Genomic DNA, 22,807 nt, shown 5'->3' with positions numbered 1-22,807 from the left:
CGTCAGTGACCGCGGGCGATCCACTCGTCGAGATGCGGCGCCTCGGCACCGATCGTGGTGGAGTCGCCGTGTCCGGTACGGACGGTGGTGTCCGCCGGCAGTGCGAGCAGCCGGTCCCTGATCGACGCGACGATCGTCGGGAAGTGCGAGAACGACCGCCCGGTGGCGCCGGGCCCACCCTGGAAGAGCGTGTCCCCGGTGAAGACGGTGGACAGCTCGGGGGCGTAGAGGCAGACCGCTCCCGGGGCATGACCGGGTGTGTGCAGGACCTGGAGCGTGGTCCCTGCGATCTGCAGCTCCTGGCCCTCCGCCAGTTCGGCGTCGGGCGTGCGGTCCGGGTGGGTCTGCTTCCACAGCGGCAGGTCGTCGGGGTGCAGCAGGATCGGCGCACCCGTGGCGTCGGCGAGGGCCGGGGCCGCGTCGATGTGGTCGTTGTGGGCGTGCGTGCAGACGATGGCGCGCAGCGTGCGGCCGCCGAGCGCGTCCTCGATGGCGACCGGATCATGGGCGGCGTCGATGACGATCGCCTCTGTGTCGTCGCCGATGATCCAGACGTTGTTGTCGACGTCCCACTCGCCGCCGTCGAGGGCGAAGGTGCCGGAGGTGACGAGGTGGTCGATGCGGGCCGTCATCAGAACACCACCACCGAGCGCAGCACGTCGCCTTCGTGCATCCGGGTGAATGCCTGCTCGACGTCGCCGAGCCCGATGGTCTCCGTGACGAACGCACCGAGGTCGATCCGGCCCTGCTGGTGAAGGTCGATGAGCATCGGGAAGTCGCGCGAGGGCAGGCAGTCGCCGTACCATGACGACTTGAGCGAGCCGCCGCGGCCGAACACGTCGATCAGCGGCAGTTCGAGCTGCATCTCCGGGGTGGGGACGCCGACCAGGACGACCGTGCCGGCCAGGTCGCGGGCGTAGAACGCCTGCTTGTACGTCTCCGGGCGGCCGACCGCCTCGATGACGACATCGGCGCCGTTGCCACCGGTCAGGGCGCGGATCGCCTCGACCGGGTCGGTGGTGCGGGAGTTGACGGTGTGCGTGGCACCCATCTTCTTCGCCGTCTCCAGCTTGCGGTCGTCGATGTCCACCGCGATGATCCTCGCGGCGCCGGCCAGCCGGGCGCCCATGACGGCCGCGTCGCCGACACCGCCGCAGCCGATGACGGCGACCGAGTCGCCACGGCCGACCTCGCCGGTGTTGATCGCGGCCCCGATGCCCGCCATGACGCCGCAGCCGAGCAGCCCGGCGGCGGCCGGGGAGACCTCGGGGTCGACCTTGGTGCACTGGCCCGCGGCGACCAGGGTCTTCTCCGCGAACGCTCCGATACCGAGCGCGGGCGACAGCTCGGTGCCGTCCAGCAGCGTCATCTTCTGCTTGGCGTTGTGCGTGTTGAAGCAGTACCAGGGGCGGCCGCGCCGACACGCCCGGCACTGCCCGCAGACCGCACGCCAGTTGAGGACGACGAAGTCGCCGGGCTCGACGTCCGTGACCCCCTCGCCGACGGACTCCACGATTCCCGCGGCCTCGTGGCCGAGCAGGAACGGGAAGTCGTCGTTGATGCCGCCCTGCTTGTAGTGCAGGTCGGTGTGGCAGACACCGCACGTCTGGATCTTCACCACGGCCTCACCGGGACCGGGGTCCGGGATCACGATCGTCTCGACCCGTACCAGCTCGTTCTTTCCCGGTGCGATGACCCCTTGCACCTGCTGCGCCATACCGTGGTCTCCCTATTTCGTGACGGTCCCGGCTTCTCTGACGTTCGACCGACATCCGAAGATCGAACACGAACAACCGTACGCGGTGCGTGGGTGTCCCGGCAGCGGCGGCACGGTGGCGCGCAGGAGGGTGGCCGCCACCAAAGGTTCCGCGGGGGCCGCCTGCTGGCGGGTCAGGCCTCCATGTCGTGGCGCCGAGCTCCCGGAACCGGGCGATGCCGTCGGGGTGGACGATCCGGAGGCGGGCGAGGTGGGGGCGGGTGTCGGTACGGCCGTTGGCGGTACGGGCGGCCTCGACGGCGTCGAGTGCCTCGCGCACGGCGCGGTCGCCGAGAGCGTGGACGTGCGTCTGGAAGCCGAGAGCGTGACGTACCGGCGCAGTTCGGCGGGTCGACGAAGCTGGTGCCGATGCCGGCGGTGGCGCAGCCGAAGGCGTCGAGGTACGGGATGAGCAGAACGGCGGTGCCGGTTTCGGCGACCCGTCCTGCGTGATCTTCACCGAGCCGGCCCGGAACCGCCGGAAGGTCAACTCCTTCCACCTGGCGACAAGTTCGGGGACCTGCTCGCGCCGCGAGCGCGGTCCCACCGGAGGGCGCCGACGACTCGGGCGGTGAGCAAGCCGTCGCGCACGGGCCCTGCCCTCCGGATCCGGGCCCCGGCCCGCGGGTCCCGGGGTGGGTCCCCGTGCGGCGCGTGCCCCGCGGTCTCAGGGGGCGAGCACGTCCAGTTCGTGCAGGGCGCCCACCGCGATCTCCTTCGTCAGCCGCTCCGCATCCGCCACGTCGCCCTCCCGCACCGCCTCCGCGAGACGTACGTGGAGCGTGACCGCCGCCGGATCCGGGTCCTCGAACATCACCTGGTGGTGGGTGCGTCCCGCCAGTACCTCGGCGACGACGTCCCCGAGCCGCGCGAACATCTCGTTGCCGGAGGCGTTGAGCACGATCCGGTGGAACGCGATGTCGTGCTCCAGGTATCCCTCCAGCTGCTGGCCGCGTGAGGTCGCGACCATGCCGAGGGCGCATTCGGTGAGGGCGGCGCACTGTTCCGGCGTGGCGTGCCGGGCGGCGAGTCCGGCCGCGACCGGTTCGATCGCCGAGCGCAGGACGGTCAGGGAGCGCAGCTGGCGCGGCCGGTCGGTGCCGGCCAGTCGCCACCGGATGACCTGCGGATCGTAGACGTTCCATGCCTCGGTCGGCTGTACGGTCACGCCGACCCGGCGCCGGGACTCGACCAGGTGCATGGATTCGAGGACGCGGACCACTTCGCGGACGACCGTGCGCGAGACGTCGAAGCGCTGGGCGAGCTCGTCCGTGCGCAGCACCCGGCCCGGCGGGCAGTCCCCCGCGGCGATCTCCAGACCCAGGGTGTCCAGCACGTGTGTATGCAGCCCAGGGCCCTGTGTGGTCATGGGCAAAGCCTACGGGGCGCGCACCGCGAACAAAAAGTATGACTTTTAGATCACAACATCTTGAATAAGTCCTACGTATGGGTTTCAGTAGCGCGACGGACCGGTGTCGAGGACGACATCGACGGAGACAGCGAGGCACCACCAATGAGCACCCCCCACGTAGTCGTGGTGATGGGCGTAGCAGGGACCGGCAAGACCACGATCGGTCCCCTGCTCGCCGCCGAACTCGGCGTTCCGTACGCCGAGGGCGACGACTTCCATCCCGCGGCGAACATCGCCAAGATGTCGGCCGGCACCCCGCTGGACGACTCCGACCGGTGGCCCTGGCTCGATGCGATCGGGCAGTGGGCGCACAGCCGGGACGGACTCGGCGGAGTCGTCAGCAGCTCGGCGCTCAAGCGGGTCTACCGCGACCGGCTGCGCGCCGAGGCCCCGGGTGCCGTCTTCCTCCACCTGACCGGCGACCGGGCCCTCATCGAGGAGCGCATGGCGGACCGCAAGGGCCACTTCATGCCGACCGCGCTGCTCGACTCGCAGTTCGCCACCCTGCAGCCGCTGCAGGAGGACGAGGCCGGCGTCTCCGTCGATGTGTCCGGCACCCCCGAAGAAATCACCCAGCGAGCCGTCGCCGCGCTGCGCCGGCTCGAAGACTAAGGATCCCCACCGTGACCAGTCTCAACGTCGAGATGTTGGCAGCGGACGCCGTCGAACCGATCACTTCGGCAGGCAACGCGCAGTTGGGCATTGCCGTCCTGGCCGGCATCGCCGTCATCGTTCTGCTGATCACCAAGTTCAAGTTGCACGCGTTCCTCGCGCTGACCATCGGCTCGCTGGCCCTCGGCTCCTTCGCCGGTGCCGCGCCCGCCAAGACGATCGCCAGCTTCACCGCCGGTCTCGGCTCGACCGTCGCGGGCGTCGGTGTCCTGATCGCGCTCGGCGCCATCCTGGGCAAGCTGCTCGCCGACTCCGGCGGCGCGGACCAGATCGTCGACACGATTCTCGCGAAGGCGAGCGGGCGCGCCATGCCGTGGGCGATGGTCCTCATCGCCTCGATCATCGGTCTGCCGCTGTTCTTCGAAGTCGGCATCGTGCTGCTGATCCCGGTCGTGCTGCTCGTCGCCAAGCGCGGCAACTACTCCCTGATGCGGATCGGTATCCCGGCGCTGGCCGGTCTCTCCGTGATGCACGGGCTGATCCCGCCGCACCCCGGCCCGCTGGTGGCGATCGACGCCCTCGGCGCCAACCTCGGTGTCACGCTGGCGCTCGGTGTCCTGGTCGCCATACCGACCGTGATCATCGCCGGCCCCGTCTTCTCCCGTTACGCCGCCCGCTGGGTGGACATCAAGGCGCCCGAGAAGATGATCCCGCAGCGTCCGTCGGAGGACCTGGAGCGTCGCCCCAGCTTCGGCGCCACGCTGGCGACCATCCTGCTGCCCGTCGTGCTGATGCTGGCCAAGGCCCTCGTCGACATCGTCGTGGACAACCCGGAGAACCACGTCCAGCGGGTCACCGATGTGATCGGCTCGCCGCTGATCGCGCTCCTCGCGGCCGTCATAGTCGGGATGTTCACGCTGGGCCGGGCAGCCGGTTTCAGCAAGGGCCGGCTCTCCACCACCGTCGAGAAGTCCCTCGCCCCGATCGCGGGCGTGCTGCTGATCGTCGGTGCGGGCGGTGGCTTCAAGCAGACCCTCATCGATGCCGGTGTGGGCCAGATGATCCTGGACTTCTCCAAGGACTGGTCGATCCCGGCGCTGCTGCTGGGCTGGCTGATCGCCGTCGCGATCCGGCTCGCGACCGGCTCGGCGACCGTGGCCACGATCTCGGCGGCCGGTCTGGTCGCCCCGCTCGCCGCCGACATGTCGACGTCGCACGCGGCACTGCTGGTCCTCGCCGTCGGTGCGGGCTCGCTCTTCTTCAGCCACGTCAACGACGCCGGTTTCTGGCTGGTGAAGGAGTACTTCGGGATGAGCGTCGGCCAGACGGTGAAGACCTGGTCGGTGATGGAGACCATCATCTCCGTGGTCTCGCTCGCCTTCATCCTGCTGCTCTCGCTGGTCCTCTAACGCAGGTCCGGCGAGTCGTCCCGCGACTCGCCGGACCGTCCGTCCGGGCTCTCGGCGAATTCCCCCCACAGCGGGTGTTCGGCCCGCGCCCAATGGCGCTCGACCGACCCGGTGCGCATGCCTCGGCGTGCCTCCGGGTCGGCGAGCGCCATTGCCATGTGCCCGGCCAGCACGATCCCGATGGCCAGCGCGAGCCAGTCGTGGACGAACGTGGCGCCGGTCCGCCACACCAGCGGGGCCAGGCCGGTGAACCACATCAGCAGTCCGGTGCCGGTCATGACGAGGACGGCGCCCGCGATCCAGGCGGCGTACAGCTTCTGCCCCGCGTTGAACTTACCGGCGGGCCGGGACCCGGGCCTCCGGTCACGGCGGCGCACCGCCCGCAGCCACTGGCGGTCGTACGGCCCGAACCGGTTGAGCCGGGACAGGTCGGCGCGCAGCGCCCGGGAGACGAGACCGGCCAGCAGCGGTACGGGGATCAGCAGCCCGGACCACTGGTGCACGGTGACCACGAGATGGCGGCGGCCGACGAGCTCGGCGAGCTGGGGCAGGTACAGGCAGGCGGCGGTAGCCACGCACAACAGCATCAGCCAGGCCGTGGTGCGGTGCACCCAGCGCTCCGCCCTACTGAAGCGGTGCACCCGTCCGGTGGGGTCAGCCGGTGGGGGCATCGTCGCGGCCGTTGGACCGCCCGACCCAGGCGTCGACGTCATAGCCGAGCTCCTCCCAGTAACCGGGTTTCACGGAGTCGGTGACGGTGATCCCGGAGAGCCATTTCGCCGACTTGTAGAAGTACATCGGGGCCACGTAGAGGCGGACCGGGCCGCCGTGGGAGTGGGCCACCGGCTTGTCCTGCATGCGCAGGGCGACCAGCACGTCGGGGCGCCGGGCCTGGTCGAGGGTGAGGCTCTCGCTGTACGTGCCGTCGAAGCAGGTGAAGCGGACCGCCTTCGCCCCGGGCCGGACCCCGGCCGCGTCCAGCAGCGTGGAGAGCCGTACGCCCTCGAACGGGGTCTCGGGGACGCGCCAGCCGGTGACGCACTGGACGTCGCGGACCAGCCGCGTCTGCGGCAGGGCACGGAGCCGGTCGATGGTGTACGTGGCGGGCCGGTCGACCAGGCCGTCGATCGTCAGCCGGTAGTCCGTGGCGCTCTTCCTCGGTACCGAGGAGGCGACGGAGTAGTAGCGGAATCCGCCGCCGTTGGGCAGCAGTCCGCTCAGGCCGGTGGGGTCCTTGTCGGCGACCGCGCCGAGCCCGGACTCCAGGACGCGCTGCAGGGCGGGCCCCGCCACGACTCCGGCGGCGCCGAGCCCCAGCATGGTCAGGACCAGGCGACGGCCCACGGGTGTGCCTGCGGCATCGGGAGGTCGACTGTTCACCAGCCCATTCGAGCACCCGCGGCCGCCTGTCACCAGGGGCCGCGGGTGTTCGTCACACTTCGGTAAGGCGACGGGCCTCAGCGGTGGGCCGCACCGCTCTCCGCCGCCTTCTCCAACTGGAACGCCTCGTTGCCCAGGCCGATCCTGGCGTGCACCGCCGGCTTCGTCGAGCGCAGCACCGCCCCGTAGACCAGGCCGATGACGAGCGAGGCGACGACGACTCCGGGCAGAAGCCAGTTGAGCACCGAGCCGGGACCGGATCCGACGAGAACGTCGAAGTCGCGGACCGTGAAGACGGCGATGGCCACCAGCGCCACACCGGCCAGACCGGAGGCGATCAGCCGCCACAGCTGCGCCTGGCCTGCGCCGCGCTTGACGAAGAAGGCGATCACCGCGAAGGAGGCGGCGGCCATCAGCACGATGACACCGAGCGCGCCGACGTTGCCCATCCAGGTGAACAGGTGCAGCACCGGGGCGGTCGGGTCGCCGGCCGGCTTGTCGTCCGTGAACGCGAAGGCCAGCACGATGACCAGGGAGACGACGGACTGGAGCAGCGAGCCGGTGGCCGGGGCGCCGCTGGACTTGTTGGTCCGGCCGAAGGCGGCGGGCAGCAGGTTCTCACGGCCCATCGCGAACGCGTACCGGGCGACGACGTTGTGGAAGCTGAGCAGCGCCGCGAACATGCCGGTGACGAAGAGGACGTGCAGCACGTCGGTGAAGGTGGTGCCGAGCCGGTCCTCGGTGAGACCGAACAGCATCCCGGGGCCCTCCTTCAGCGAGGTGTCGGCGATGAAGCCGGGGCCCGCGGCGACGGTCAGCGCCCAGGAGCTGATCGCGAGGAACAGGGCGGCGTAGCCGACGGCGAGGAACATCACCCGGGAGACGACGATCTGGGGGCGGCTGGTCTCCTCTGCGTACACCGGCGCCTGCTCGAACCCGACGAACGCGGCGATGCAGAAGCAGAGCGCGGTGCCGAGTCCGGCACCGGTGAGGGTGTCGGGGTTGAAGGCGTGCAGCGACAGGCCCTCCGGTCCCGGCTTGGAGACGGCGGCGATGTCGAAGATCACGACGAGGGCGCACTCGACGACCAGCAGCACGCCGAGGACCTTGGCGTTGAGGTCGATCTTCAGCCAGCCGAGCACACCGACGATCACGACGGCTACGACTGCCGGGATCCACCAGGCGAGGTCGATCTCCAGGTAGGTGGAGAACAGGCCGGAGACCTCGAAGCCGAGGATGCCGTAGATGCCGACCTGCATGGCGCTGTACGCGACCAGCGCGACGAGTGACGCACCGGCGCCCGCGGTCGGGCCGAGTCCTCGGGCTATGTACGCGTAGAAGGCACCGGCGTTGTGGACGTGCCGGCTCATCTCCGCGTAACCGACGCTGAACAGCATCAGGACGATGCCGAGGATGACGTACAGCAGCGGCTGGCCGACGATGCCCATCACGCCGAAGACGGTGGGCATCACCCCGGCGACGACCATCAGGGGTGCGCTGGCGGCGAGGACCGAGAGAAGCAGTCCCGGGGTGCCGAGCCGGTCCGCTCGCAGGGCCCGTTGCTCACCCTTGTAGGTGCTGATGCCGCCCGTTTCGCTCGTCACGCCGGTGGTGCCGGTCTCGCTCGTTCTTGAACTGCCCGTCGACATGGCGGGGGTGGTCCCTTCGTTGAGGAGAAATGCGGGGAGGTGCACAACGGGGGGGGTGGCGCGGCGGCGGGTGATCACGGGGTTCCGAGTGCGGCGCCGCGTGCCGTGAGGAAGGTCCGGTACGGGTCCCGGCCGGAGTACGACCACGGCGCGGGCGTGGCATGGTGGCCGATGCGCTGGAAGAGGGCGGCGGCCTCCGCGGACCGGCCCTCGCACACCTTCGCGTGGGCCAGGAAGTTGAGGTCGGCACGGTTGCGCGGATGGTCCTCGCGCTCCCACTCCAGCCACCAGTCGAAGGCGGCCTTCATCACCTGCCGGGCCCGCCGCCCCGACCAGTGCCCGGACCCCACCGGGTCGTCGGACTCGCTGCCGGCGGCGACCAGGACGCGGTAACGCTCGGCGTGCGCAACAACCGGGAGGACGGCGAGCGGCGAGTCGGCGGGGGCCTGTTCGGCGGCCCAGGCGGCGAAGTCGTAGACCTCGTGCAGCGGGTCCTGGCCGCTGTCGGGATGGTTCTCGGCGAGCAGAGCCGTCATCAGATGGTGCGCGTGATGGTGGTCGGGGTCACGGAGTCGCACTTCGTCGAAGTGCTTTCCCGCCTCCTCCTGGGTGCCGTGGCCACGGGCCAGCATCAGCTGCCCCAGCCAGGGCGTGGGGTCGTCGGGGGCCAGCCCGGCGGCGCGCAGACAGGCGTCGCGGGCCGCTTCGGGGGTGTCCGTGCCGTGCAGGGCGCGGACGACGGTGGCGCAGGCCAGCAGGGTCGCGGCATCGGCGCTCTCGGGTTCGGCGAGCAGCCAGTCCCGGGCCCATCCGGCGGCGGACGGGGTCTCGGCGAGAGAGACGACGCGGTGGCCGCGGCGGTCCCAGTCATGGCCGGTGGCGACCAGCAGGGAGCGGGCCGCGGCCCACCGTCCCTGGGTGAACTGTCCTCGTGCGTCCATGAGTTCGGTGTCGTCGAGTGCGGTGTCGAAGGGGTGGCCGGAGCGCCCGCCCCGTCTTCGGGAGCGGCCCGGGGGAGGCGGGGGCGGCGACACCGCTGGCTTCCTTTACGGCACAGGTACGAGCACAGTACGGGCCCTGACGCAAACACGTACGAGGCAGGTACAGACATTTCGAACGCGCCACAGCCAAGCGGTAGGCGGGGCTCCACGTCAAGAGTTGAATCGATCAACTTCGCTCATTTCCAGCTGGGTTGGCCGGAACTCAGACCTTCGCCTCCTCTCCTTCGGGAGGTGCCAGGACATGTGAGACTTGCGCCATGTCGAACCGTGAAGCTCTCAAACCGTTCCTTCTCGCCTTCCCCGGGCCGCTGCGCGATCAACTGGTGGGGGCGGTGCTCGCCGGCGTGAAGGTGTCGACGACGGGACTGCTCGCGGAGTACGCGGCGGAGCAGGAGGAGCTGCCCGCGGTGGGCGAACGGTCGGCGCTGATCGATTCGGACGGCCGGGAGATCGCGGTCGTCGAGGTGACGGAGGTACGGGTCCTGCGGCTCGGCGACGTCGGTCTCCAGCATGTGCTCGACGAGGGCGAGGGCGACACATCGGTGGCGCAGTGGCGCGCGGGCCATGAGCGGTTCTGGCACGGGGAGGAGATGCGGGAGGCGCTCGGCGACCCGGAGTTCACGGTCGACGACGACACGCTGATCGTCGCCGAACGGTTCCGGGTCGTCGAACTGCTCGACCCCGTCGTCGGGGGGTGACGCGACTGAGAGCCGAACCACCAGGGATGACGGGACAGCCCTCAGGGCCTCAGGCGCCGACCGCCTCGGCCGCGGCGCGGCCCGCCACCCGCCCGGAGAAGATGCAGCCCCCGAGGAACGTCCCTTCGAGCGAGCGGTAGCCGTGCACCCCTCCGCCGCCGAATCCGGCCGCCTCCCCCGCCGCGTACACACCGGCGAGCGGCGTGCCGTCCTCGGTCAGCACCCGCGACGAGAGGTCCGTCTCCAGTCCGCCGAGCGACTTGCGGGTGAGGATGTTCAGCCGCACGGCGATCAGCGGGCCGGCCTTCGGGTCGAGGATGCGGTGCGGCGCCGCCGTACGGATCAGCCTGTCGCCCAGATAGGCGCGCGCTCCGCGGACCGCCGTGATCTGGAGATCCTTGGTGAACGGGTTGGCGATCTCGCGGTCCCGGGCGGTGATCTCGCGGCGCAGCGCGTCCGCGTCGATCAACTGCTCGCCGGTGAGGGCGTTCATGCCGCGGACCAGGGCGTCGAGGTCCTTCTCGACGACGAAGTCCACGCCGTTGTCCATGAACGCCTTGACCGGGCCCGGCACGTCGGCGCGCGCCCGGCCGATCACGTCACGGACCGACTTCCCGGTCAGGTCTGGGTTCTGCTCGGAGCCGGAGAGCGCGAACTCCTTCCCGATGATCTTCTGGTCGAGAACGAACCAGGTGTAGTCGTGGCCGGACTTCATGATGTGTTCGAGGGTGCCGAGCGTGTCGAAGCCCGGGAAGAGCGGGACCGGCAGCCGCTTGCCGCGGGCGTCCAGCCAGAGCGAGGAGGGGCCCGGCAGGATCCGGATGCCGTGCTTGGCCCAGATCGGGTTCCAGTTCTCGATGCCCTCGGTGTAGTGCCACATCCGGTCACGGTTGATGTGGTGGGCACCGGCCTCCTCGGTGATCCCGAGCATCAGCCCGTCGACATGGGCGGGCACCCCGGAGAGCATCTTCGCGGGCGGGGTGCCGAGCCGCTCGGGCCACTGGGCGCGGACGAGGTCATGGTTGCCGCCGATGCCACCGGAGGTGACGATCACCGCCTGCGCCCTCAGCTCGAAGGTGCCGGTCGCCACGCGGCTGCTCGCGGTGCCGCGCTCGGCGCCGCTCGATTCGAGGACTTCGCCGGTCACGGTGTCGACGGCGCCCGCGGTGCGGCCGAGACCGGTGACCCGGTGGCGGAACCTCAGCCGGACGAGCCCCTTGGCGACGCCCTCGCGGACCCGGCGTTCGAACGGAGCGACGACGCCGGGGCCGGTGCCCCACGTGATGTGGAAACGGGGTACGGAGTTGCCGTGGCCGGTCGCGTCGTAACCGCCGCGTTCGGCCCAGCCGACGACGGGGAAGATCCGCAGCCCCTGGGCATGCAGCCAGGACCGCTTCTCCCCGGCAGCGAAATCGACGTACGCCTCGGCCCACTTCCGTGGCCAGTGGTCCTCCTTGCGGTCGAACCCCGCCGTGCCGAGCCAGTCCTGAAGGGCCAGCTCCTGACTGTCCATGATCCGCATGCGGCGCTGCTCGGGCGAGTCGACGAGGAAGAGACCGCCGAAGGACCAGTGCGCCTGACCGCCGATCGACTGCTCGGGCTCCTGGTCGAGCAGGATCACCGTGCGGCCCGCGTCGACGAGCTCGGCAGTGGCCACGAGCCCCGCGAGCCCTGCCCCGATCACGATCACATCAGCGTCGTACGCCATGGGTTCCATCCTTGTCGGGGCGAGCCGGAGCGAGCCGGAAGTTACTCGTGCGTCAGATCTTGGGCACCGGCCCGTGCGACGTCAACCGCCCGGTCGGCGGCGCTCCGGCCGCACCCCTGTCGCCGAGGCGCTATCGTCGAAACAAATCACCCTCTCCTGGCCGGACTTGAGGAAGAGAAGCGTGTCGGTGCTGGTCCTCGTACTCGCCGTGAGCGCCGCCTGCTGTCTGGGATTCGGCTTTGTCCTGCAGCAGGCCGCTGCCGAGCACGCCCCGAGGAGCGACTTCCTCTCCCCCCGGCTGCTGCTCGACCTGATGCGGGTGCCGAGCTGGCTGGCCGGGATCGGACTGATGGTCTGTGGCATGGCGCTGGGGGCGCTCGCCCTGGGTAAGGGCGAGGTGTCCGTCGTCGAGCCGCTGCTGGCGACCAATCTGCTCTTCGCGATGGCTCTGTCGCGCCATCGCACCGGGCAGCGGCTGGGCCGGCAGGGCTGGGCGGGGCTCTGGCTGCTGGCCGGCGGGGTCACCGCCTTCCTGCTGGGAGGCCGGCCGCAGGGTGGCGAGGTGGTCACGAACGAGCTGCGGCACTGGCTGGTGATCGGCGTGGTCGTGGGCATCGCACTGGTCCTGACCACGTTCGCGAAGCGCTCGCAGCACGGAGCGGCCCCCGCTCTGCTCGCGGTGGCGGCCGGACTGCTGTACGGCCTCCAGGACGCGCTGACCCGAGTGAGCGGACAGCGGCTGTCGGACGGGGGGTGGACGGCTCTGGTGACGGGCTGGCAGCCGTACGCGGTGGTGGTGCTGGGCGTGACGGGCCTGATCCTGGTGCAGAGCGCCTTCGAGACGGGGCCGCTGCGGACGTCCCTGCCCGCGCTGACCGCCGCCCAGCCGCTGGCCGGGATCGCCTGCGGGGTCGGGTTCCTCGGCGACCAGCTGCGCACCGACGCGGCCGCGCTGGCCTGGCAGGCGGCGGGTCTGACGGCGATCGTCGTCGGGATCATGCTGCTGGGGCTGCATCCGGCGATGCCGGAGGGGCGCGGCCACCATCACCGCAGGCGCAGCCTCCAGCCGCGCTGACGGGCGGCCGGCTCCGCGTCTGTTCCCTCACAGTCCAGGCGGTGCGCCTGGCTATTAATAATGGCCAGCATTACAGTGTTCGACATGGCGAGAACATCAGGGCCCGAGACCCGGGAACGACTGATTCACGCGGCCGAGGAGATCTTCGCCGCCCAGGGCACCGACGGCGCCCAGCTGCGGGACATCGTCCGGCTGGCCGGGCAGAGCAACCCCTCCGCGGTGCAGTACCACTTCGGCTCCCGGGCGGGACTTCTGGACGCCGTGATGGCCGGACGGCAGGCCCGTGCCGAACGCGTGATCGCACCGCTCCTCGACGCGCTCGACAACGCGGACGGCACAGGCGAGGAAGGACCAGGCGTACGGGAGCTGCTCGCCGCTCTCGTGACAGCCGAGTCGAGCCTGCTGGCCGACGACCGCGGCCGTCGCTGCCTGCGGATCTCGGCCCAGCTCAGTCGTGAGACCGGGCTGCGCACCGGCACCCTGCACCCCGCGCTGGACGGCACCGCCTACGGACGGGCCATCGGCCGTATGGCGGACTGCCTGACCGACCTGCCCGGGCCACTGCGGCTGGAGCGGCTCGATCTGGCGCTCACCCTGATCGGTGCGGCGTTCGCCGACCGCGCCCGCCAGTACCTCGACGGCGTCGAACCACTGACCGGCGAGGAGCTGTTCCTCGCCGATCTTGTCGCGACGACAACCGCTTTTCTGCACGCACCCGTGCCCCGTACCGCATGAAGGACATCACCATGACCGACCTCCACCGGCTCAGCGACAAGACCGTCATCATCACCGGCGGCGCCCGCGGCCTCGGCGCCGAGACCGCCCGGCGGGCCGTCGCCGGCGGCGCCCGCGTCGTGATCACCGACGTACTCGACGAAGAAGGCACGGCGACCGCCGCCGAGCTGGGCACCAACGCCCGCTTCCTGCACCACGACGTGACGTCCGAGAAGGACTGGCAGCGGGTCGCCGAGTTCGCCCTCGCCGAGTTCGGCCGGATCGACGGGCTGGTCAACAACGCCGGCGTGTCGACCGGTCAGCCGCTGGAGACCGAGACGGTCGAGCACTTCCGCAAGGTCATCGACATCAACCTGACCGCCGTCTTCATCGGCATGAAGACCGTCATCCCGGTGATGAAGGAGAACGGTGGCGGCTCGATCGTCAACATATCCTCGGCCGCGGGCCTGATGGGCCTCGCACTCACCTCCAGTTACGGCGCGTCCAAGTGGGGCGTCCGCGGCCTCACGAAGGTCGGCGCGGTGGAGCTGGGCGCGGCGAAGGTGCGGGTCAACTCCGTCCACCCGGGCATGGTCCACACGCCGATGACCGCGTCGGTCGGCATCCAGCAGGGCGAGGGCAACTACCCGAACACCCCGATGGGCCGGGTCGGCGAGCCGTCCGAGATCGCCCAGGCCGTGACCTTCCTGCTCTCGGACGCCGCCTCCTACATCACCGGCGCCGAGCTCGCCGTGGACGGCGGCTGGACCACCGGTCCGACCGTGAAGTACGTCATGGGTCAGTGATCCCCGGCCGGGTCCCGGACTCCGGCCTGAGGTTGGATGGGCGGCATGACTGCTGCTGACGAGATCCTGGACATCGTCGACGAGAACGACGAGGTCGTGGGGCAGGCCCCGCGCGGTGAGGCGACCGCGCGGGGCCTGCGCCATCGCTGCGTCTTCATCGAGGCCCGGGACGCCGAGGGCCGTCTCTTCGTGCACCGCAGGACCGCGACCAAGCTGGTCTTCCCCTCGCACTACGACATGTTCGTCGGCGGGGTGGTCGGCGCGGGCGAGTCCTACGACGAGGCGGCGCTGCGGGAGGCCGAGGAGGAGCTCGGGGTCTCCGGACTCCCCCGCCCCGAACCGCTCTTCAAGTTCCTCTACACGGGCGGAAAGCACACCTGGTGGTCGTACGTCTACCAGGTGCGGTGCGAGCTTCCGGTGAATCCGCAGGTGGAGGAGGTCGCCTGGCACACATTCCTCACCGAGGGCGAACTGGCGGAGCGACTCGGCGACTGGGAGTGGGTGCCGGACGGTCTGGAGACGTACCACCGGTTGCGGGAGTACCGGGCAGGCCGCGCCCCGACGGGCAGCCGGCGACCAAGCGATCGATAGGGTTCGGGCGTGAACGAGTTCGTACAGAGCGTGAAGCTGTGGTTTGCGCCGCAGCGGATCCGTGAAGAGGGCGACACCCCCGACTACCGTTTCTCGCTCGCCAACGAGCGCACGTTCCTCGCCTGGATCCGGACGGCTCTTGCGCTCATCGGCGGCGGATTCGCCGTCGACCAGTTCCTGCCGGAACTGGCCTGGGGGGTCAGGGCGGGGCTGGCGCTCGCACTGCTCGCCGCCGGTGTGCTCTGTTCCCTGCGGGCGGTCAATCACTGGGTGCGGTGCGAGCGGGCGATGCGGCGTGGCGAGGACCTGCCGGTCTCCCGGTTCCCGACGCTGCTCAGTGTCGCTGTCGCCGTCGTCGCCGTCGCGATGGTGGTGGTGGTCCTCTTCGGCTGGGAGGGCAGGTGACCGACGGGGAGCGGGACCCCGGACTGCAACCCGAGCGGACCCGGCTGGCGTGGCGGCGCACCACCCTGTCCTGCACGGTGGTGGCACTGCTGGCGGGGAAGGCGGCGCTGCACGGCGGTGCGACCCCGGCCGGGATCGTCGCCGTGTCACTGAGCGTGCTGGCGTGGCTTGCGTTTCTGCGGGTGGCGCACCGACGGGTGCTCGGGATGGGGACCGCGCGGCCGCAGCCACTGGCACCGCGCGGCGCCCTGACGGCGGCGGCGTGCACGATCGCGCTCGCGGTGTTCGCCACGGCGATGATCTTCTGAGAGGCTGTCGGGTGACCTTCGATCGGATGGCGGACGCGGTCTGGTGCGTGCGATTCCAAGGCGGCGGTATGTCCTCGGATGGGGTCTCCCCTGCTCGAACGAAGCTGAGAGCTTGGGGACGGAGCTACCAGGATCGGCAACGCGGGAAGTGTGCGTGCCAGGGCGTGGCCGCCCGACCAGAGGTCACCCGACAGGCTCTGAGGCGGTCCGCGCAGGTCAGTTGTCCCAGGGGACAGCCACGACGATCTTCCCGCGGGTGCGTCCCTCCTCGTTGAGCCGCTGGGCGTCGGCGGCCTGCTCCAGCGGGAAGACCCGGTCGACATGGACCGAGACGATGCCTTGCTCGGCCAGTCCCGCGAGCTGGGTGAGATCCGCCGCGTCGGGCCGTACGAAGGCGTAGCGCCCGCCGTACGAGAAGACCTCGCCGTCCGCGATGGACGCCAGCCTGCCCTCGGGTTTCAGTACGTCCGCGGAGACGCGGAGGGCCTCGCCGCCCACGGTGTCGAAGGCGGCGTCGACCCCGTCGGGAGCCAGGGCCCGGATCCGGTCGGCGAGCCCTTCGCCGTACTCCACCGGTTCTCCGCCGAGCTGCCGGATGTGCTCGTGGTTGTGTTCACTGGCGGTGCCGATGACGCGGGCGCCCGCATGCCGGGCGAGCTGGACGGCCAGTGAGCCCACGCCGCCGGCGGCCGCGTGGACCAGCACGGTGTCGCCGTCCTGGATCCGCAGTGTGCGGTGCAGCACCTGGTACGCGGTGAGGCCGGCCAGCGGCAGCCCTGCCGCGGCCTCGAAGCTCAGGCTCAGCGGCTTGCGGGCGAGGGTGCGCACGGGGGCGGCGACGTACTCGGCGAAGGTGCCGCGGGACAGGAAGTCCTCCCGCACATAGCCGATGACCTCGTCGCCGACGGCGAACTCGTCGACGGCGATTCCGGGCTGCACGACGACTCCGGAGACATCCCAGCCGGGGATCACCGGAAAGACGGCCTCCAGTCCGGACTGGAGGTGGCCCTCCCTCGCCTTCCAGTCGACCGGGTTGACAGCAGCGGCCCGCACCTTCACCAGAACGCTGTCCGGGCCGACCTTGGGGTCGGGCCGCTCGCCGTACTCCAGGACATCGGCCCCGCCGTACCTGCTGTAGCTGATCGCCTTCATCATCCGACCATCCGGGCTGCTCAGACCGCCCGCAACTCAGACGGTGGCCGCTGCGCGGGGCGGCAGGAGCGCGCGGGCGAGGCCGGACATCCCTCGCCCGGCCAGGAACGCGGTCGTGACAGGTGTACGCCGAGGGGCCGCCCCGGGTGGCGTACTCGACATGCTCGTCCGCGGCACGTGAATCACCGCACACCTCCTCGGCAGGAGCGAAGAGGCCGTTCAGATCGCTGACCGGGCGGCCGACGAGGGCCCGGGCGAGCGGCTCGGCGAGTACGAGGTACGCGCCGGCGGCGGGTCGGCAATGAGGAGTCGGGCAGCCGGACTTCGTCGATGAGCAGTGCGGCATTCATACGTGAACCATATTCAGAGATACGACTGAACATCAGGACTCCGACTCGCTCGACACGGAGTCCACGCACCGGATTCCGGGAGTTCACTGGACGACATACCGACTGGTCGGCATCATGAGCACCGACGTCTTTTCACCCCGGAGGTGCGCACGATGAGCTCAGTCCATCCGCCAGGTCTCGACCTGGACCGGCTCCGCGGACATCTCGACCGCGAGCGACCGGGTCTGGTGAACGGACCGCTCGAAGCCCGGCTCATCGAGGGCGGCCGCTCCAACCTGACGTACATCGTCACGGACCGCACCGGCCACTGGGTCGTCCGCCGGCCTCCGCTCGGCCATGTCCTCGCCACCGCGCACGACATGAAGCGTGAGCACCGGGTCATCAGCGCGCTGCACCCGACGGCCGTGCCGGTGCCCGAGCCGCTGCTGCTCTGCGAGGACGACTCCGTCATCGGATCGCCCTTCTACGTCATGGAGTACGTCGAGGGGACCCCGTACCGCACCGCCGAGCAGCTCGCCCCGCTCGGCGCCGAGCGCACCCGCGAAGTCGTCCTCGGCCTGGTCGACACGCTGGTGGAACTGCACGCGGTGGACCCGGAGTCGGTGGGGCTCGGCGGCTTCGGGCGCCCCGAGGGGTTCCTCGACCGGCAGCTGCGTCGCTGGGGCAAGCAGCTGGACGCCTCCCGCAACCGCGAACTGCCCGGCATCGACGAGCTGCACGCCGCGCTCGGGCGCGAACTGCCCGTCTCCCCCGCGCCCACTGTCATCCACGGCGACTACCGCCTGGACAACGTGCTGATCGGCCCCGACGACCGGATCAAGGCCGTCCTCGACTGGGAGATGTCGACGCTCGGCGACCCGCTGACCGACCTCGGCCTGCTGGTCATGTACAGCTCCGACCTGGGTCTGCCCAAGTCCCCGGTCTCGACCACCAGCGGAGCGGCCGGCCACCCCACGCCCGCCGAACTGATCGAGCGCTACGCGGCCCGCTCCGGCCGGGACACCTCCGCCATCTCCTGGTACACGGCGTTCGCGTGGTTCAAGCTCGCCGTGATCCTGGAGGGCATCCACTACCGCTACACCCTCGGCCAGACCGTCGGCGCCGGCTTCGACCGCATCGGCGATCTCGTCCCCGTCTTCATCGAGCACGGCCTCACGACCCTCCAGGAAGGCTGATCACCCCCATGGACTTCGCATTCGACGCCCGTACGGAAGAGTTGCGCACCAAGCTGCTCACCTTCATGGACGAGCACGTGTACCCGGCCGAGACGATCGCGCACGAGCAGCGGGCACGGCTCGCCTCCCCGTGGGACACCCCGCAGATCGTCGAGGACCTCAAGGCCGAGGCGCGCAGGCAGGGTCTGTGGAACCTCTTCCTGCCCGACGCGGAGTACGGTGCCGGGCTGACCAACCTCCAGTACGCACCGCTCGCCGAAATCACCGGCCGTTCCCCGCAGTTGGCGCCGACCGCGCTCAACTGCGCGGCGCCGGACACGGGCAACATGGAGGTGCTCTTCCAATTCGCCACGGACGAGCAGAAGAAGCAGTGGCTGGAGCCGCTGCTCGCCGGGGAGATCCGGTCGGCGTTCGCCATGACGGAGCCCGAGGTGGCCTCGTCGGACGCGACCAACATCGAGACCCGGATCACGCGGGAGGGCGACGAGTACGTCGTCAACGGCCGCAAGTGGTACATCTCCGGGGCGATGAACCCGGACTGCCGGATCTTCATCGTGATGGGCAAGACGGCGACTGCCGATGGCCCCGACGGCGCCGACATCCGCCGCCAGCAGTCGATGATCCTCGTCCCGCGCGACACGCCCGGCCTCGAAGTGCGGCGCGCCATGCAGGTGTACGGGTACGAGGACCATTACCACGGCGGTCACGCGGAGGTCGTGTTCACCGATGTGCGGGTGCCCGCGACGAACCTGATCGGCGAGGAGGGCGGCGGCTTCGGCATCGCGCAGGCGCGCCTGGGTCCCGGCCGGATCCACCACTGCATGCGGCTGATCGGGATGGCAGAGCGGGCCATCGAGCTGATGTGCAAGCGGGCGGTGTCCCGCACGGCCTTCGGCAAGCCGCTCGCGCAGCAGGGCGTCGTGCAGAACTGGATCGCGGACGCGCGGGTCACGGTGGAGCAGCTGCGGCTGCTCGTGCTGAAGACGGCATGGCTGATGGACACGGTGGGCAACCGGGGGGCGCACACGGAGATCCAGGCCATCAAGATCGCCACCCCGCGCGCGGTGGTCGACATCCTCGACCGGGCGGTGCAGCTGCACGGCGCGGGCGGCGTGAGCCAGGACTTCCCGCTGGCGGAACTGTGGGCGGGGGCGCGGACGCTGAGGCTGGCGGACGGGCCGGACGAGGTGCATCAGCGGTCGCTGGCGCGGCGCGAGATCAAGCGGTACGTGTAGCGGGGCGGCGGCTGCAGCCGCGCCATGTCCTCCGAAGCCGGACGGGCTGAGAACCTGCCCGTCCGGCCCGTGGAGGAAGTCGTTCAGTTCTGGCGCAGCGCAGGCATCGGTCGGTGACCGCGGGGCCTCGGACCACACTCGGGATCCTGGAGCCGGCTCGACGGATGCCGCTCCCCCGCTTCTGGCCCGACGTCAGGGGCGCAGCGCTCGCAGCAGCAGATCCGCCAAATGGTCCGCGACCTCCTGCTGGCTCAGCGGACCGTCCGGGCGGTACCACGTCGACAGGTGGTGCACCGATCCGAAGTGGTAGTCCACCACCAGATCCGCCGGCGTCGCCGTGGAGAACACCCCGCTCCGTTGCCCCTCCTCCACTAGCGCCCGGAACCGCTCGTGGTAGCGGCGCCGCTCCACCCGTACCTGTTTGTTCTTCTCCGGGCTCAGATGGTGCATCGAGCGGAAGAAGATCGCCGCGTCGTCGAGGTTCTCGATCGTCGTCACGACCACGTCCGCCGCCGCGTCCCGCAGTCGCTGCTCGACCGGAGCCTGGGCGTCCGCGAACGCGTCGAGGCGTTCCTGCTGGAGCCGCAGCACCCGGGAGTAGACCTCCTGGAGGAGATCCTCCTTGGAGCCGAAGTAGTGGTAGAGCGCGCCCTTGGTGACGCCTGCCGCCTCGACGATCTCCTGGACCGACGTGCGGTCGTAGCCCTGCTCGGCGAAGAGCCGGGTGGCGGCGGCCAGCAGCCGCTGAGGGACGGGGGCGTCGTTCCCGTCCGTCGTTCTGGCCATGGCCGCCACCTGCCTTTCCGTAGTGAAGTCGCACACGTTCTACTGCTGGGAACGCAGTTCCCGCCTGAGGATCTTCCCACTTGCCGTCTTGGGAAGTTCGGTCAGGATCTGGACCTCGCGCGGGTACTTGTACGCGGCGAGCCGCTCCTTGCAGTACGCACCCAGTTCGTCGGGTTCGACCGAGGAGCCGGGTCGCAGACTGACGTATGCCCGGACGGTCTCGCCGCGGTAGGCGTCGGGGACGCCGACGACGGCCGCCTCCCGGACCGCCGGGTGGGTGTACAGGACATCTTCCACCTCGCGCGGCCACACCTTGAAACCGGAGGCGTTGATCATGTCCTTCTTGCGGTCGACGACGTAGAGCCAGCCGTCCGGGTCCATGAAGCCGATGTCGCCCGTGCGCAGTTCGCCGTCCGGGAAGGCGGCGGCGGTCGCGTCGGGCAGCCGCCAGTAGCCGGAGACGACCTGCGGGCCGCGGACGGCGATCTCGCCCTGCTCGCCGAACGGCACCTCGTCGCCGTTCTCGTCGAGGATCCGGACGACCGTGTCCGGTCCGGGGACGCCCACCGAGAGGGTCCCGGAGACCGGGTCGACGGGCGCTTCCCGCTCGGGCGGTACGGAGGCGCAGGGCGCGGTGCACTCGGTGAGGCCGTAGCCGTTGCGGATGTAGGGGCCGAAGCCCGCCCGGAACTTCTCCACGAGCGCGGGCGGCAGCGGGGCGCCGCCCGAGGAGATCACCTGGAACGAGGCGAAGTGCTCGGGTGTCACACCCGGCGTGGCGGCGAGGGCCATGAAGGCGGTCGACGGGCCGACGGTGTACGCGGGGCGGTGCTCGGCGAACGCGTCGAGGACGACACCGGGGTGGAACCGGTACGCGAGCACGAGCGTGCCCGCGTTGGTGAGACAGGCGGCCAGCTGGCACACCATGCCGGTGATGTGGAAGAGCGGGGCGAGCGCGAAGTACGCGGAGCCCTCGGCGACCGGGTGTCCGGTCCGCTGGCGCTCGGCGTTGACCATGATGTTGCCGTGGGAGTTCGTGGCGCCCTTGGGGGTGCCGCTGGTCCCGGAGGTGTAACTGATCAGCGCCACGTCGGCGGCGGTGAGCTCGCGGCCTTCGGGAGCGGCGAGCCCCCGGCGGGCGACGGCCACCAGGTCGTCGGCGTCCTCGGGGGCCGGCAGCCGCTCGACGTTCAGGACCCGCTCGTCGTTCTGGCCCTGGAGGTCGAGTTCGCAGGCGGTGACCGCGATCCGTACGGTCGGGGCGGTGGCCGCGGTGTCCCGCAGATACGACTCCCACGCCCGGTCCGCGCAGATCAGCGCGGTGACCTCGGCGTCCTTCAGTACGTGGCCGACCTCGCCGGACTTGTACATCGGGTTGAGCGGGACGACGGTCGCCCCGGCCTTCCAGGCGCCGAGCAGCGCGAGCACGAACTGCGGGGAGTTCTGCAGCATGATCGCGACCCGGTCGCCGCGCTCCAGACCCTGCGCGGCCAGATGTCCGGCCACGGAGTCGGAGAGCGCGTCGGTCTCCCGGTAGCTGAGACGCCCGTCGAAGTAGGCGAGCGCCGGGTGCTCGGGGGTGCGGGCGACGGAGGCACGGAAGGCGTGCACCAGGGTCTCGGCGGGGCTCACCGGGGCGCGCTGGGCGTCGCTGAGCAGGGAGATCCAGGGCTTCGCCGCGTAGATGGACCCGGTGGGTGCGTCGGTGTCGGACTCGGTCATGCGCCGGTCTCCTCCCACTTCTGCTGAAGGTGGTTCATATTGCTGAGCCAGTGGTCGGTGTCCTTGGTGCGGGCCCGGTAGTAACCGGCGACCTCGGGATGCGGCAGGACGAGGAAGCGGTCCTCGGCCATGGCGTCGAAGAGGGCGTCGGCGACATCCTCCGGCTCGATGGCGCTGGGGGCGAGGACCAGCTCGCCGGCCGAACCGGCGGCGGTGAGCATGTCCGTACGTACGCCCTGCGGGCAGATCGCGTGGACCTTGACGCCCCGGTGGCGGTAGGTCAGCGAGAGCCATTCGGCGAAGGCGACGGCGCCGTGCTTGGTGACGCTGTACGGCGCGGCGCCGATCATCGTCAGCAGTCCGGCGGCGGACGCGGTGGTGACGAACCGGCCGCTGCCGCGCTCCAGCCAGTCCGGGAGCAGCGCCCTGGCCGCGCGGACGTGGGCCATCACATTGACGTCCCAGGCAGCGGCCCAGACCTCCTCGTCGGTGAAGACGTCACCGGGCGAGGCGAGACCGGCGTTGGCGCAGTAGATGTCGACGGTGCCGTCCAGCGCGTCCCGGGCGGCTTCCACGATCTGCGAGGCGTCTCCGGCGACGGCGGCGCCGCCGATCTCCTCGGCGAGCGCCTTGATGCGGCTCTCGTCGAGGTCGTTGACGACGACCCGGGCGCCTTCCGCGGCGAATCTGCGGGCCAGAGCGGCACCGATGCCGCCCCCGGCCCCCGTGACCACTACGCCCGCGCCCTGCACCGTGCTCATCGGGTTCCGCCTCTCTCAGCCGACTTCCTCAGCAGACTAACCAGTCGGTATGTCATCGGGGAAGGGTTTGGCCGGGAGCTTGTCGCCACTCCTGTCACACCGC

Annotated in this window: 24 protein-coding genes and 1 pseudogene; 11 read left to right on the top strand and 14 right to left on the bottom strand. The window is 70.5% G+C overall.

The genetic code is table 11. The features are described 5' to 3' along the window. Nucleotides 1-2: 2 nt before the first annotated feature. From OG395_RS39820 to OG395_RS39805, 4 genes are all read right to left on the bottom strand, one after another. A complete protein-coding gene (locus OG395_RS39820; RefSeq protein ID WP_266987539.1) occupies nucleotides 3-632 on the bottom strand; it encodes an MBL fold metallo-hydrolase in 630 nt (209 codons plus the stop codon). Next, nucleotides 632-1,717 carry an S-(hydroxymethyl)mycothiol dehydrogenase gene (locus OG395_RS39815; RefSeq protein ID WP_327247264.1) on the bottom strand — a complete coding sequence of 362 codons (1,086 nt, stop codon included), beginning with the start codon at nucleotides 1,715-1,717 and terminating at the stop codon, nucleotides 632-634. The genes OG395_RS39820 and OG395_RS39815 overlap by 1 nt, the downstream gene beginning before the upstream one ends. Continuing rightward, nucleotides 1,626-2,303 (bottom strand): amidohydrolase family protein, encoded by a 678-nt coding sequence (locus OG395_RS39810; protein WP_327247263.1) that lies wholly within the window; start codon nucleotides 2,301-2,303, stop codon nucleotides 1,626-1,628. Before OG395_RS39810 ends, OG395_RS39815 begins: the two co-directional genes overlap by 92 nt. 120 nt (nucleotides 2,304-2,423) lie before the next feature. Continuing rightward, the gene (locus OG395_RS39805; protein ID WP_327247262.1) at nucleotides 2,424-3,125 is read right to left on the bottom strand and encodes a FadR/GntR family transcriptional regulator; all 702 of its coding nucleotides are present in this window, start codon (nucleotides 3,123-3,125) and stop codon (nucleotides 2,424-2,426) included. A 144-nt stretch (nucleotides 3,126-3,269) separates the two neighbouring features. Here OG395_RS39805 and OG395_RS39800 point away from each other — a divergent pair, with 144 nt between their 5' ends. Both OG395_RS39800 and OG395_RS39795 read left to right on the top strand, forming a co-directional pair. Next, complete coding sequence (locus OG395_RS39800; RefSeq protein ID WP_327247261.1) at nucleotides 3,270-3,779, top strand: gluconokinase; 510 nt, start codon at nucleotides 3,270-3,272, stop codon at nucleotides 3,777-3,779. Nucleotides 3,780-3,790: 11 nt separating this feature from the next. Continuing rightward, the gene (locus OG395_RS39795) at nucleotides 3,791-5,188 is read left to right on the top strand and encodes a GntT/GntP/DsdX family permease (RefSeq protein WP_327247260.1); all 1,398 of its coding nucleotides are present in this window, start codon (nucleotides 3,791-3,793) and stop codon (nucleotides 5,186-5,188) included. On the opposite strand, the gene OG395_RS39790 is transcribed toward OG395_RS39795, so the two are convergent. The 4 genes from OG395_RS39790 to OG395_RS39775 form a co-directional block, all read right to left on the bottom strand. Further along, a complete protein-coding gene (locus tag OG395_RS39790; protein ID WP_327247259.1) occupies nucleotides 5,185-5,859 on the bottom strand; it encodes a cytochrome b/b6 domain-containing protein in 675 nt (224 codons plus the stop codon). The two genes, OG395_RS39795 and OG395_RS39790, sit on opposite strands and share 4 nt — an antisense overlap. After that, nucleotides 5,843-6,508 (bottom strand): molybdopterin-dependent oxidoreductase, encoded by a 666-nt coding sequence (locus OG395_RS39785; RefSeq protein ID WP_327249606.1) that lies wholly within the window; start codon nucleotides 6,506-6,508, stop codon nucleotides 5,843-5,845. Before OG395_RS39785 ends, OG395_RS39790 begins: the two co-directional genes overlap by 17 nt. Before the next feature lie 137 nt (nucleotides 6,509-6,645). Beyond that, nucleotides 6,646-8,217, bottom strand: coding sequence for an APC family permease (locus OG395_RS39780; RefSeq protein WP_327247258.1), 1,572 nt, complete (start codon nucleotides 8,215-8,217; stop codon nucleotides 6,646-6,648). Between the two features lie 74 nt (nucleotides 8,218-8,291). Beyond that, a complete protein-coding gene (locus OG395_RS39775; protein ID WP_327247257.1) occupies nucleotides 8,292-9,251 on the bottom strand; it encodes a hypothetical protein in 960 nt (319 codons plus the stop codon). 224 nt (nucleotides 9,252-9,475) lie between these two features. Here OG395_RS39775 and OG395_RS39770 point away from each other — a divergent pair, with 224 nt between their 5' ends. After that, nucleotides 9,476-9,916 (top strand): ASCH domain-containing protein, encoded by a 441-nt coding sequence (locus OG395_RS39770; RefSeq protein ID WP_327247256.1) that lies wholly within the window; start codon nucleotides 9,476-9,478, stop codon nucleotides 9,914-9,916. A 49-nt stretch (nucleotides 9,917-9,965) separates the two neighbouring features. Here the strand turns inward: OG395_RS39770 and OG395_RS39765 are convergent, their stop codons facing one another. Further along, nucleotides 9,966-11,624 carry an FAD-binding dehydrogenase gene (locus OG395_RS39765; protein WP_327247255.1) on the bottom strand — a complete coding sequence of 553 codons (1,659 nt, stop codon included), beginning with the start codon at nucleotides 11,622-11,624 and terminating at the stop codon, nucleotides 9,966-9,968. Nucleotides 11,625-11,805: 181 nt separating this feature from the next. Here OG395_RS39765 and OG395_RS39760 point away from each other — a divergent pair, with 181 nt between their 5' ends. The 6 genes from OG395_RS39760 (at nucleotide 11,806) to OG395_RS39735 (ending at nucleotide 15,523) form a co-directional block, all read left to right on the top strand. Continuing rightward, entirely contained in the window at nucleotides 11,806-12,699 is an 894-nt protein-coding gene (locus OG395_RS39760) for a DMT family transporter (RefSeq protein ID WP_327247254.1), read from the top strand. Between the two features lie 84 nt (nucleotides 12,700-12,783). Beyond that, entirely contained in the window at nucleotides 12,784-13,434 is a 651-nt protein-coding gene (locus OG395_RS39755) for a TetR/AcrR family transcriptional regulator (protein ID WP_327247253.1), read from the top strand. 11 nt (nucleotides 13,435-13,445) lie between these two features. After that, nucleotides 13,446-14,219: an SDR family oxidoreductase gene (locus OG395_RS39750; protein WP_327247252.1), complete on the top strand. Its 774-nt coding sequence runs from the start codon at nucleotides 13,446-13,448 to the stop codon at nucleotides 14,217-14,219. A gap of 45 nt (nucleotides 14,220-14,264) precedes the next feature. Next, complete coding sequence (locus tag OG395_RS39745; RefSeq protein ID WP_327247250.1) at nucleotides 14,265-14,810, top strand: NUDIX hydrolase; 546 nt, start codon at nucleotides 14,265-14,267, stop codon at nucleotides 14,808-14,810. 9 nt (nucleotides 14,811-14,819) lie between these two features. Then, on the top strand, nucleotides 14,820-15,215 hold the full coding sequence (locus tag OG395_RS39740; protein WP_327247249.1) for a YidH family protein: 396 nt from the start codon (nucleotides 14,820-14,822) through the stop codon (nucleotides 15,213-15,215). Beyond that, nucleotides 15,212-15,523 carry a DUF202 domain-containing protein gene (locus OG395_RS39735; RefSeq protein ID WP_327247248.1) on the top strand — a complete coding sequence of 104 codons (312 nt, stop codon included), beginning with the start codon at nucleotides 15,212-15,214 and terminating at the stop codon, nucleotides 15,521-15,523. Before OG395_RS39740 ends, OG395_RS39735 begins: the two co-directional genes overlap by 4 nt. 216 nt (nucleotides 15,524-15,739) lie before the next feature. Here the strand turns inward: OG395_RS39735 and OG395_RS39730 are convergent, their stop codons facing one another. Both OG395_RS39730 and OG395_RS39725 read right to left on the bottom strand, forming a co-directional pair. Next, on the bottom strand, nucleotides 15,740-16,675 hold the full coding sequence (locus OG395_RS39730) for an NADP-dependent oxidoreductase (protein WP_327249605.1): 936 nt from the start codon (nucleotides 16,673-16,675) through the stop codon (nucleotides 15,740-15,742). Between the two features lie 154 nt (nucleotides 16,676-16,829). Continuing rightward, a pseudogene (locus OG395_RS39725) lies at nucleotides 16,830-16,961 on the bottom strand (glucarate dehydratase); the annotation flags it as partial. Nucleotides 16,962-17,177: 216 nt separating this feature from the next. Here OG395_RS39725 and OG395_RS39720 point away from each other — a divergent pair. Together OG395_RS39720 and OG395_RS39715 are read left to right on the top strand one after the other, a co-directional pair. After that, entirely contained in the window at nucleotides 17,178-18,200 is a 1,023-nt protein-coding gene (locus tag OG395_RS39720; protein WP_327247247.1) for a phosphotransferase family protein, read from the top strand. 8 nt (nucleotides 18,201-18,208) lie between these two features. Further along, nucleotides 18,209-19,435 (top strand): acyl-CoA dehydrogenase family protein, encoded by a 1,227-nt coding sequence (locus OG395_RS39715; RefSeq protein WP_327247246.1) that lies wholly within the window; start codon nucleotides 18,209-18,211, stop codon nucleotides 19,433-19,435. Nucleotides 19,436-19,627: 192 nt separating this feature from the next. Here OG395_RS39715 and OG395_RS39710 read toward each other — a convergent pair whose 3' ends face one another. From OG395_RS39710 to OG395_RS39700, 3 genes are read right to left on the bottom strand one after another with little or no spacing between them, the layout of a single operon-like run. Continuing rightward, entirely contained in the window at nucleotides 19,628-20,221 is a 594-nt protein-coding gene (locus tag OG395_RS39710) for a TetR/AcrR family transcriptional regulator (RefSeq protein WP_266987503.1), read from the bottom strand. Between the two features lie 39 nt (nucleotides 20,222-20,260). Continuing rightward, complete coding sequence (locus OG395_RS39705) at nucleotides 20,261-21,943, bottom strand: class I adenylate-forming enzyme family protein (RefSeq protein WP_327247245.1); 1,683 nt, start codon at nucleotides 21,941-21,943, stop codon at nucleotides 20,261-20,263. After that, entirely contained in the window at nucleotides 21,940-22,704 is a 765-nt protein-coding gene (locus tag OG395_RS39700) for an SDR family oxidoreductase (RefSeq protein WP_327247244.1), read from the bottom strand. The genes OG395_RS39705 and OG395_RS39700 overlap by 4 nt, the downstream gene beginning before the upstream one ends. Nucleotides 22,705-22,807 lie beyond the last annotated feature (103 nt).

The sequence above is a fragment of the Streptomyces sp. NBC_01320 genome (genome assembly GCF_035974375.1).
Lineage (GTDB): Bacteria > Actinomycetota > Actinomycetes > Streptomycetales > Streptomycetaceae > Streptomyces > Streptomyces yanii.
The sequence above is the reverse complement of the archived record's forward strand: the minus strand, read 5'-3'. Positions and strand labels throughout refer to the sequence as shown.

Excerpts from the sequence above, each read along its gene's own strand:
- OG395_RS39820 (WP_266987539.1), bottom strand. The coding sequence starts at position 632 with ATGACGGCCCGCATCGACCACCTCGTCACCTCCGGCACCTTCGCCCTC.
- OG395_RS39815 (WP_327247264.1), bottom strand. The coding sequence starts at position 1,717 with ATGGCGCAGCAGGTGCAAGGGGTCATCGCACCGGGAAAGAACGAGCTG.
- OG395_RS39805 (WP_327247262.1), bottom strand. The coding sequence starts at position 3,125 with ATGACCACACAGGGCCCTGGGCTGCATACACACGTGCTGGACACCCTG.
- OG395_RS39800 (WP_327247261.1), top strand. The coding sequence starts at position 3,270 with ATGAGCACCCCCCACGTAGTCGTGGTGATGGGCGTAGCAGGGACCGGC.
- OG395_RS39790 (WP_327247259.1), bottom strand. The coding sequence starts at position 5,859 with ATGCCCCCACCGGCTGACCCCACCGGACGGGTGCACCGCTTCAGTAGG.
- OG395_RS39785 (WP_327249606.1), bottom strand. The coding sequence starts at position 6,508 with ATGCTGGGGCTCGGCGCCGCCGGAGTCGTGGCGGGGCCCGCCCTGCAG.
- OG395_RS39780 (WP_327247258.1), bottom strand. The coding sequence starts at position 8,217 with ATGTCGACGGGCAGTTCAAGAACGAGCGAGACCGGCACCACCGGCGTG.
- OG395_RS39770 (WP_327247256.1), top strand. The coding sequence starts at position 9,476 with ATGTCGAACCGTGAAGCTCTCAAACCGTTCCTTCTCGCCTTCCCCGGG.
- OG395_RS39765 (WP_327247255.1), bottom strand. The coding sequence starts at position 11,624 with ATGGCGTACGACGCTGATGTGATCGTGATCGGGGCAGGGCTCGCGGGG.
- OG395_RS39755 (WP_327247253.1), top strand. The coding sequence starts at position 12,784 with ATGGCGAGAACATCAGGGCCCGAGACCCGGGAACGACTGATTCACGCG.
- OG395_RS39750 (WP_327247252.1), top strand. The coding sequence starts at position 13,446 with ATGACCGACCTCCACCGGCTCAGCGACAAGACCGTCATCATCACCGGC.
- OG395_RS39745 (WP_327247250.1), top strand. The coding sequence starts at position 14,265 with ATGACTGCTGCTGACGAGATCCTGGACATCGTCGACGAGAACGACGAG.
- OG395_RS39730 (WP_327249605.1), bottom strand. The coding sequence starts at position 16,675 with ATGAAGGCGATCAGCTACAGCAGGTACGGCGGGGCCGATGTCCTGGAG.
- OG395_RS39720 (WP_327247247.1), top strand. The coding sequence starts at position 17,178 with ATGAGCTCAGTCCATCCGCCAGGTCTCGACCTGGACCGGCTCCGCGGA.
- OG395_RS39715 (WP_327247246.1), top strand. The coding sequence starts at position 18,209 with ATGGACTTCGCATTCGACGCCCGTACGGAAGAGTTGCGCACCAAGCTG.
- OG395_RS39710 (WP_266987503.1), bottom strand. The coding sequence starts at position 20,221 with ATGGCCAGAACGACGGACGGGAACGACGCCCCCGTCCCTCAGCGGCTG.
- OG395_RS39705 (WP_327247245.1), bottom strand. The coding sequence starts at position 21,943 with ATGACCGAGTCCGACACCGACGCACCCACCGGGTCCATCTACGCGGCG.
- OG395_RS39700 (WP_327247244.1), bottom strand. The coding sequence starts at position 22,704 with ATGAGCACGGTGCAGGGCGCGGGCGTAGTGGTCACGGGGGCCGGGGGC.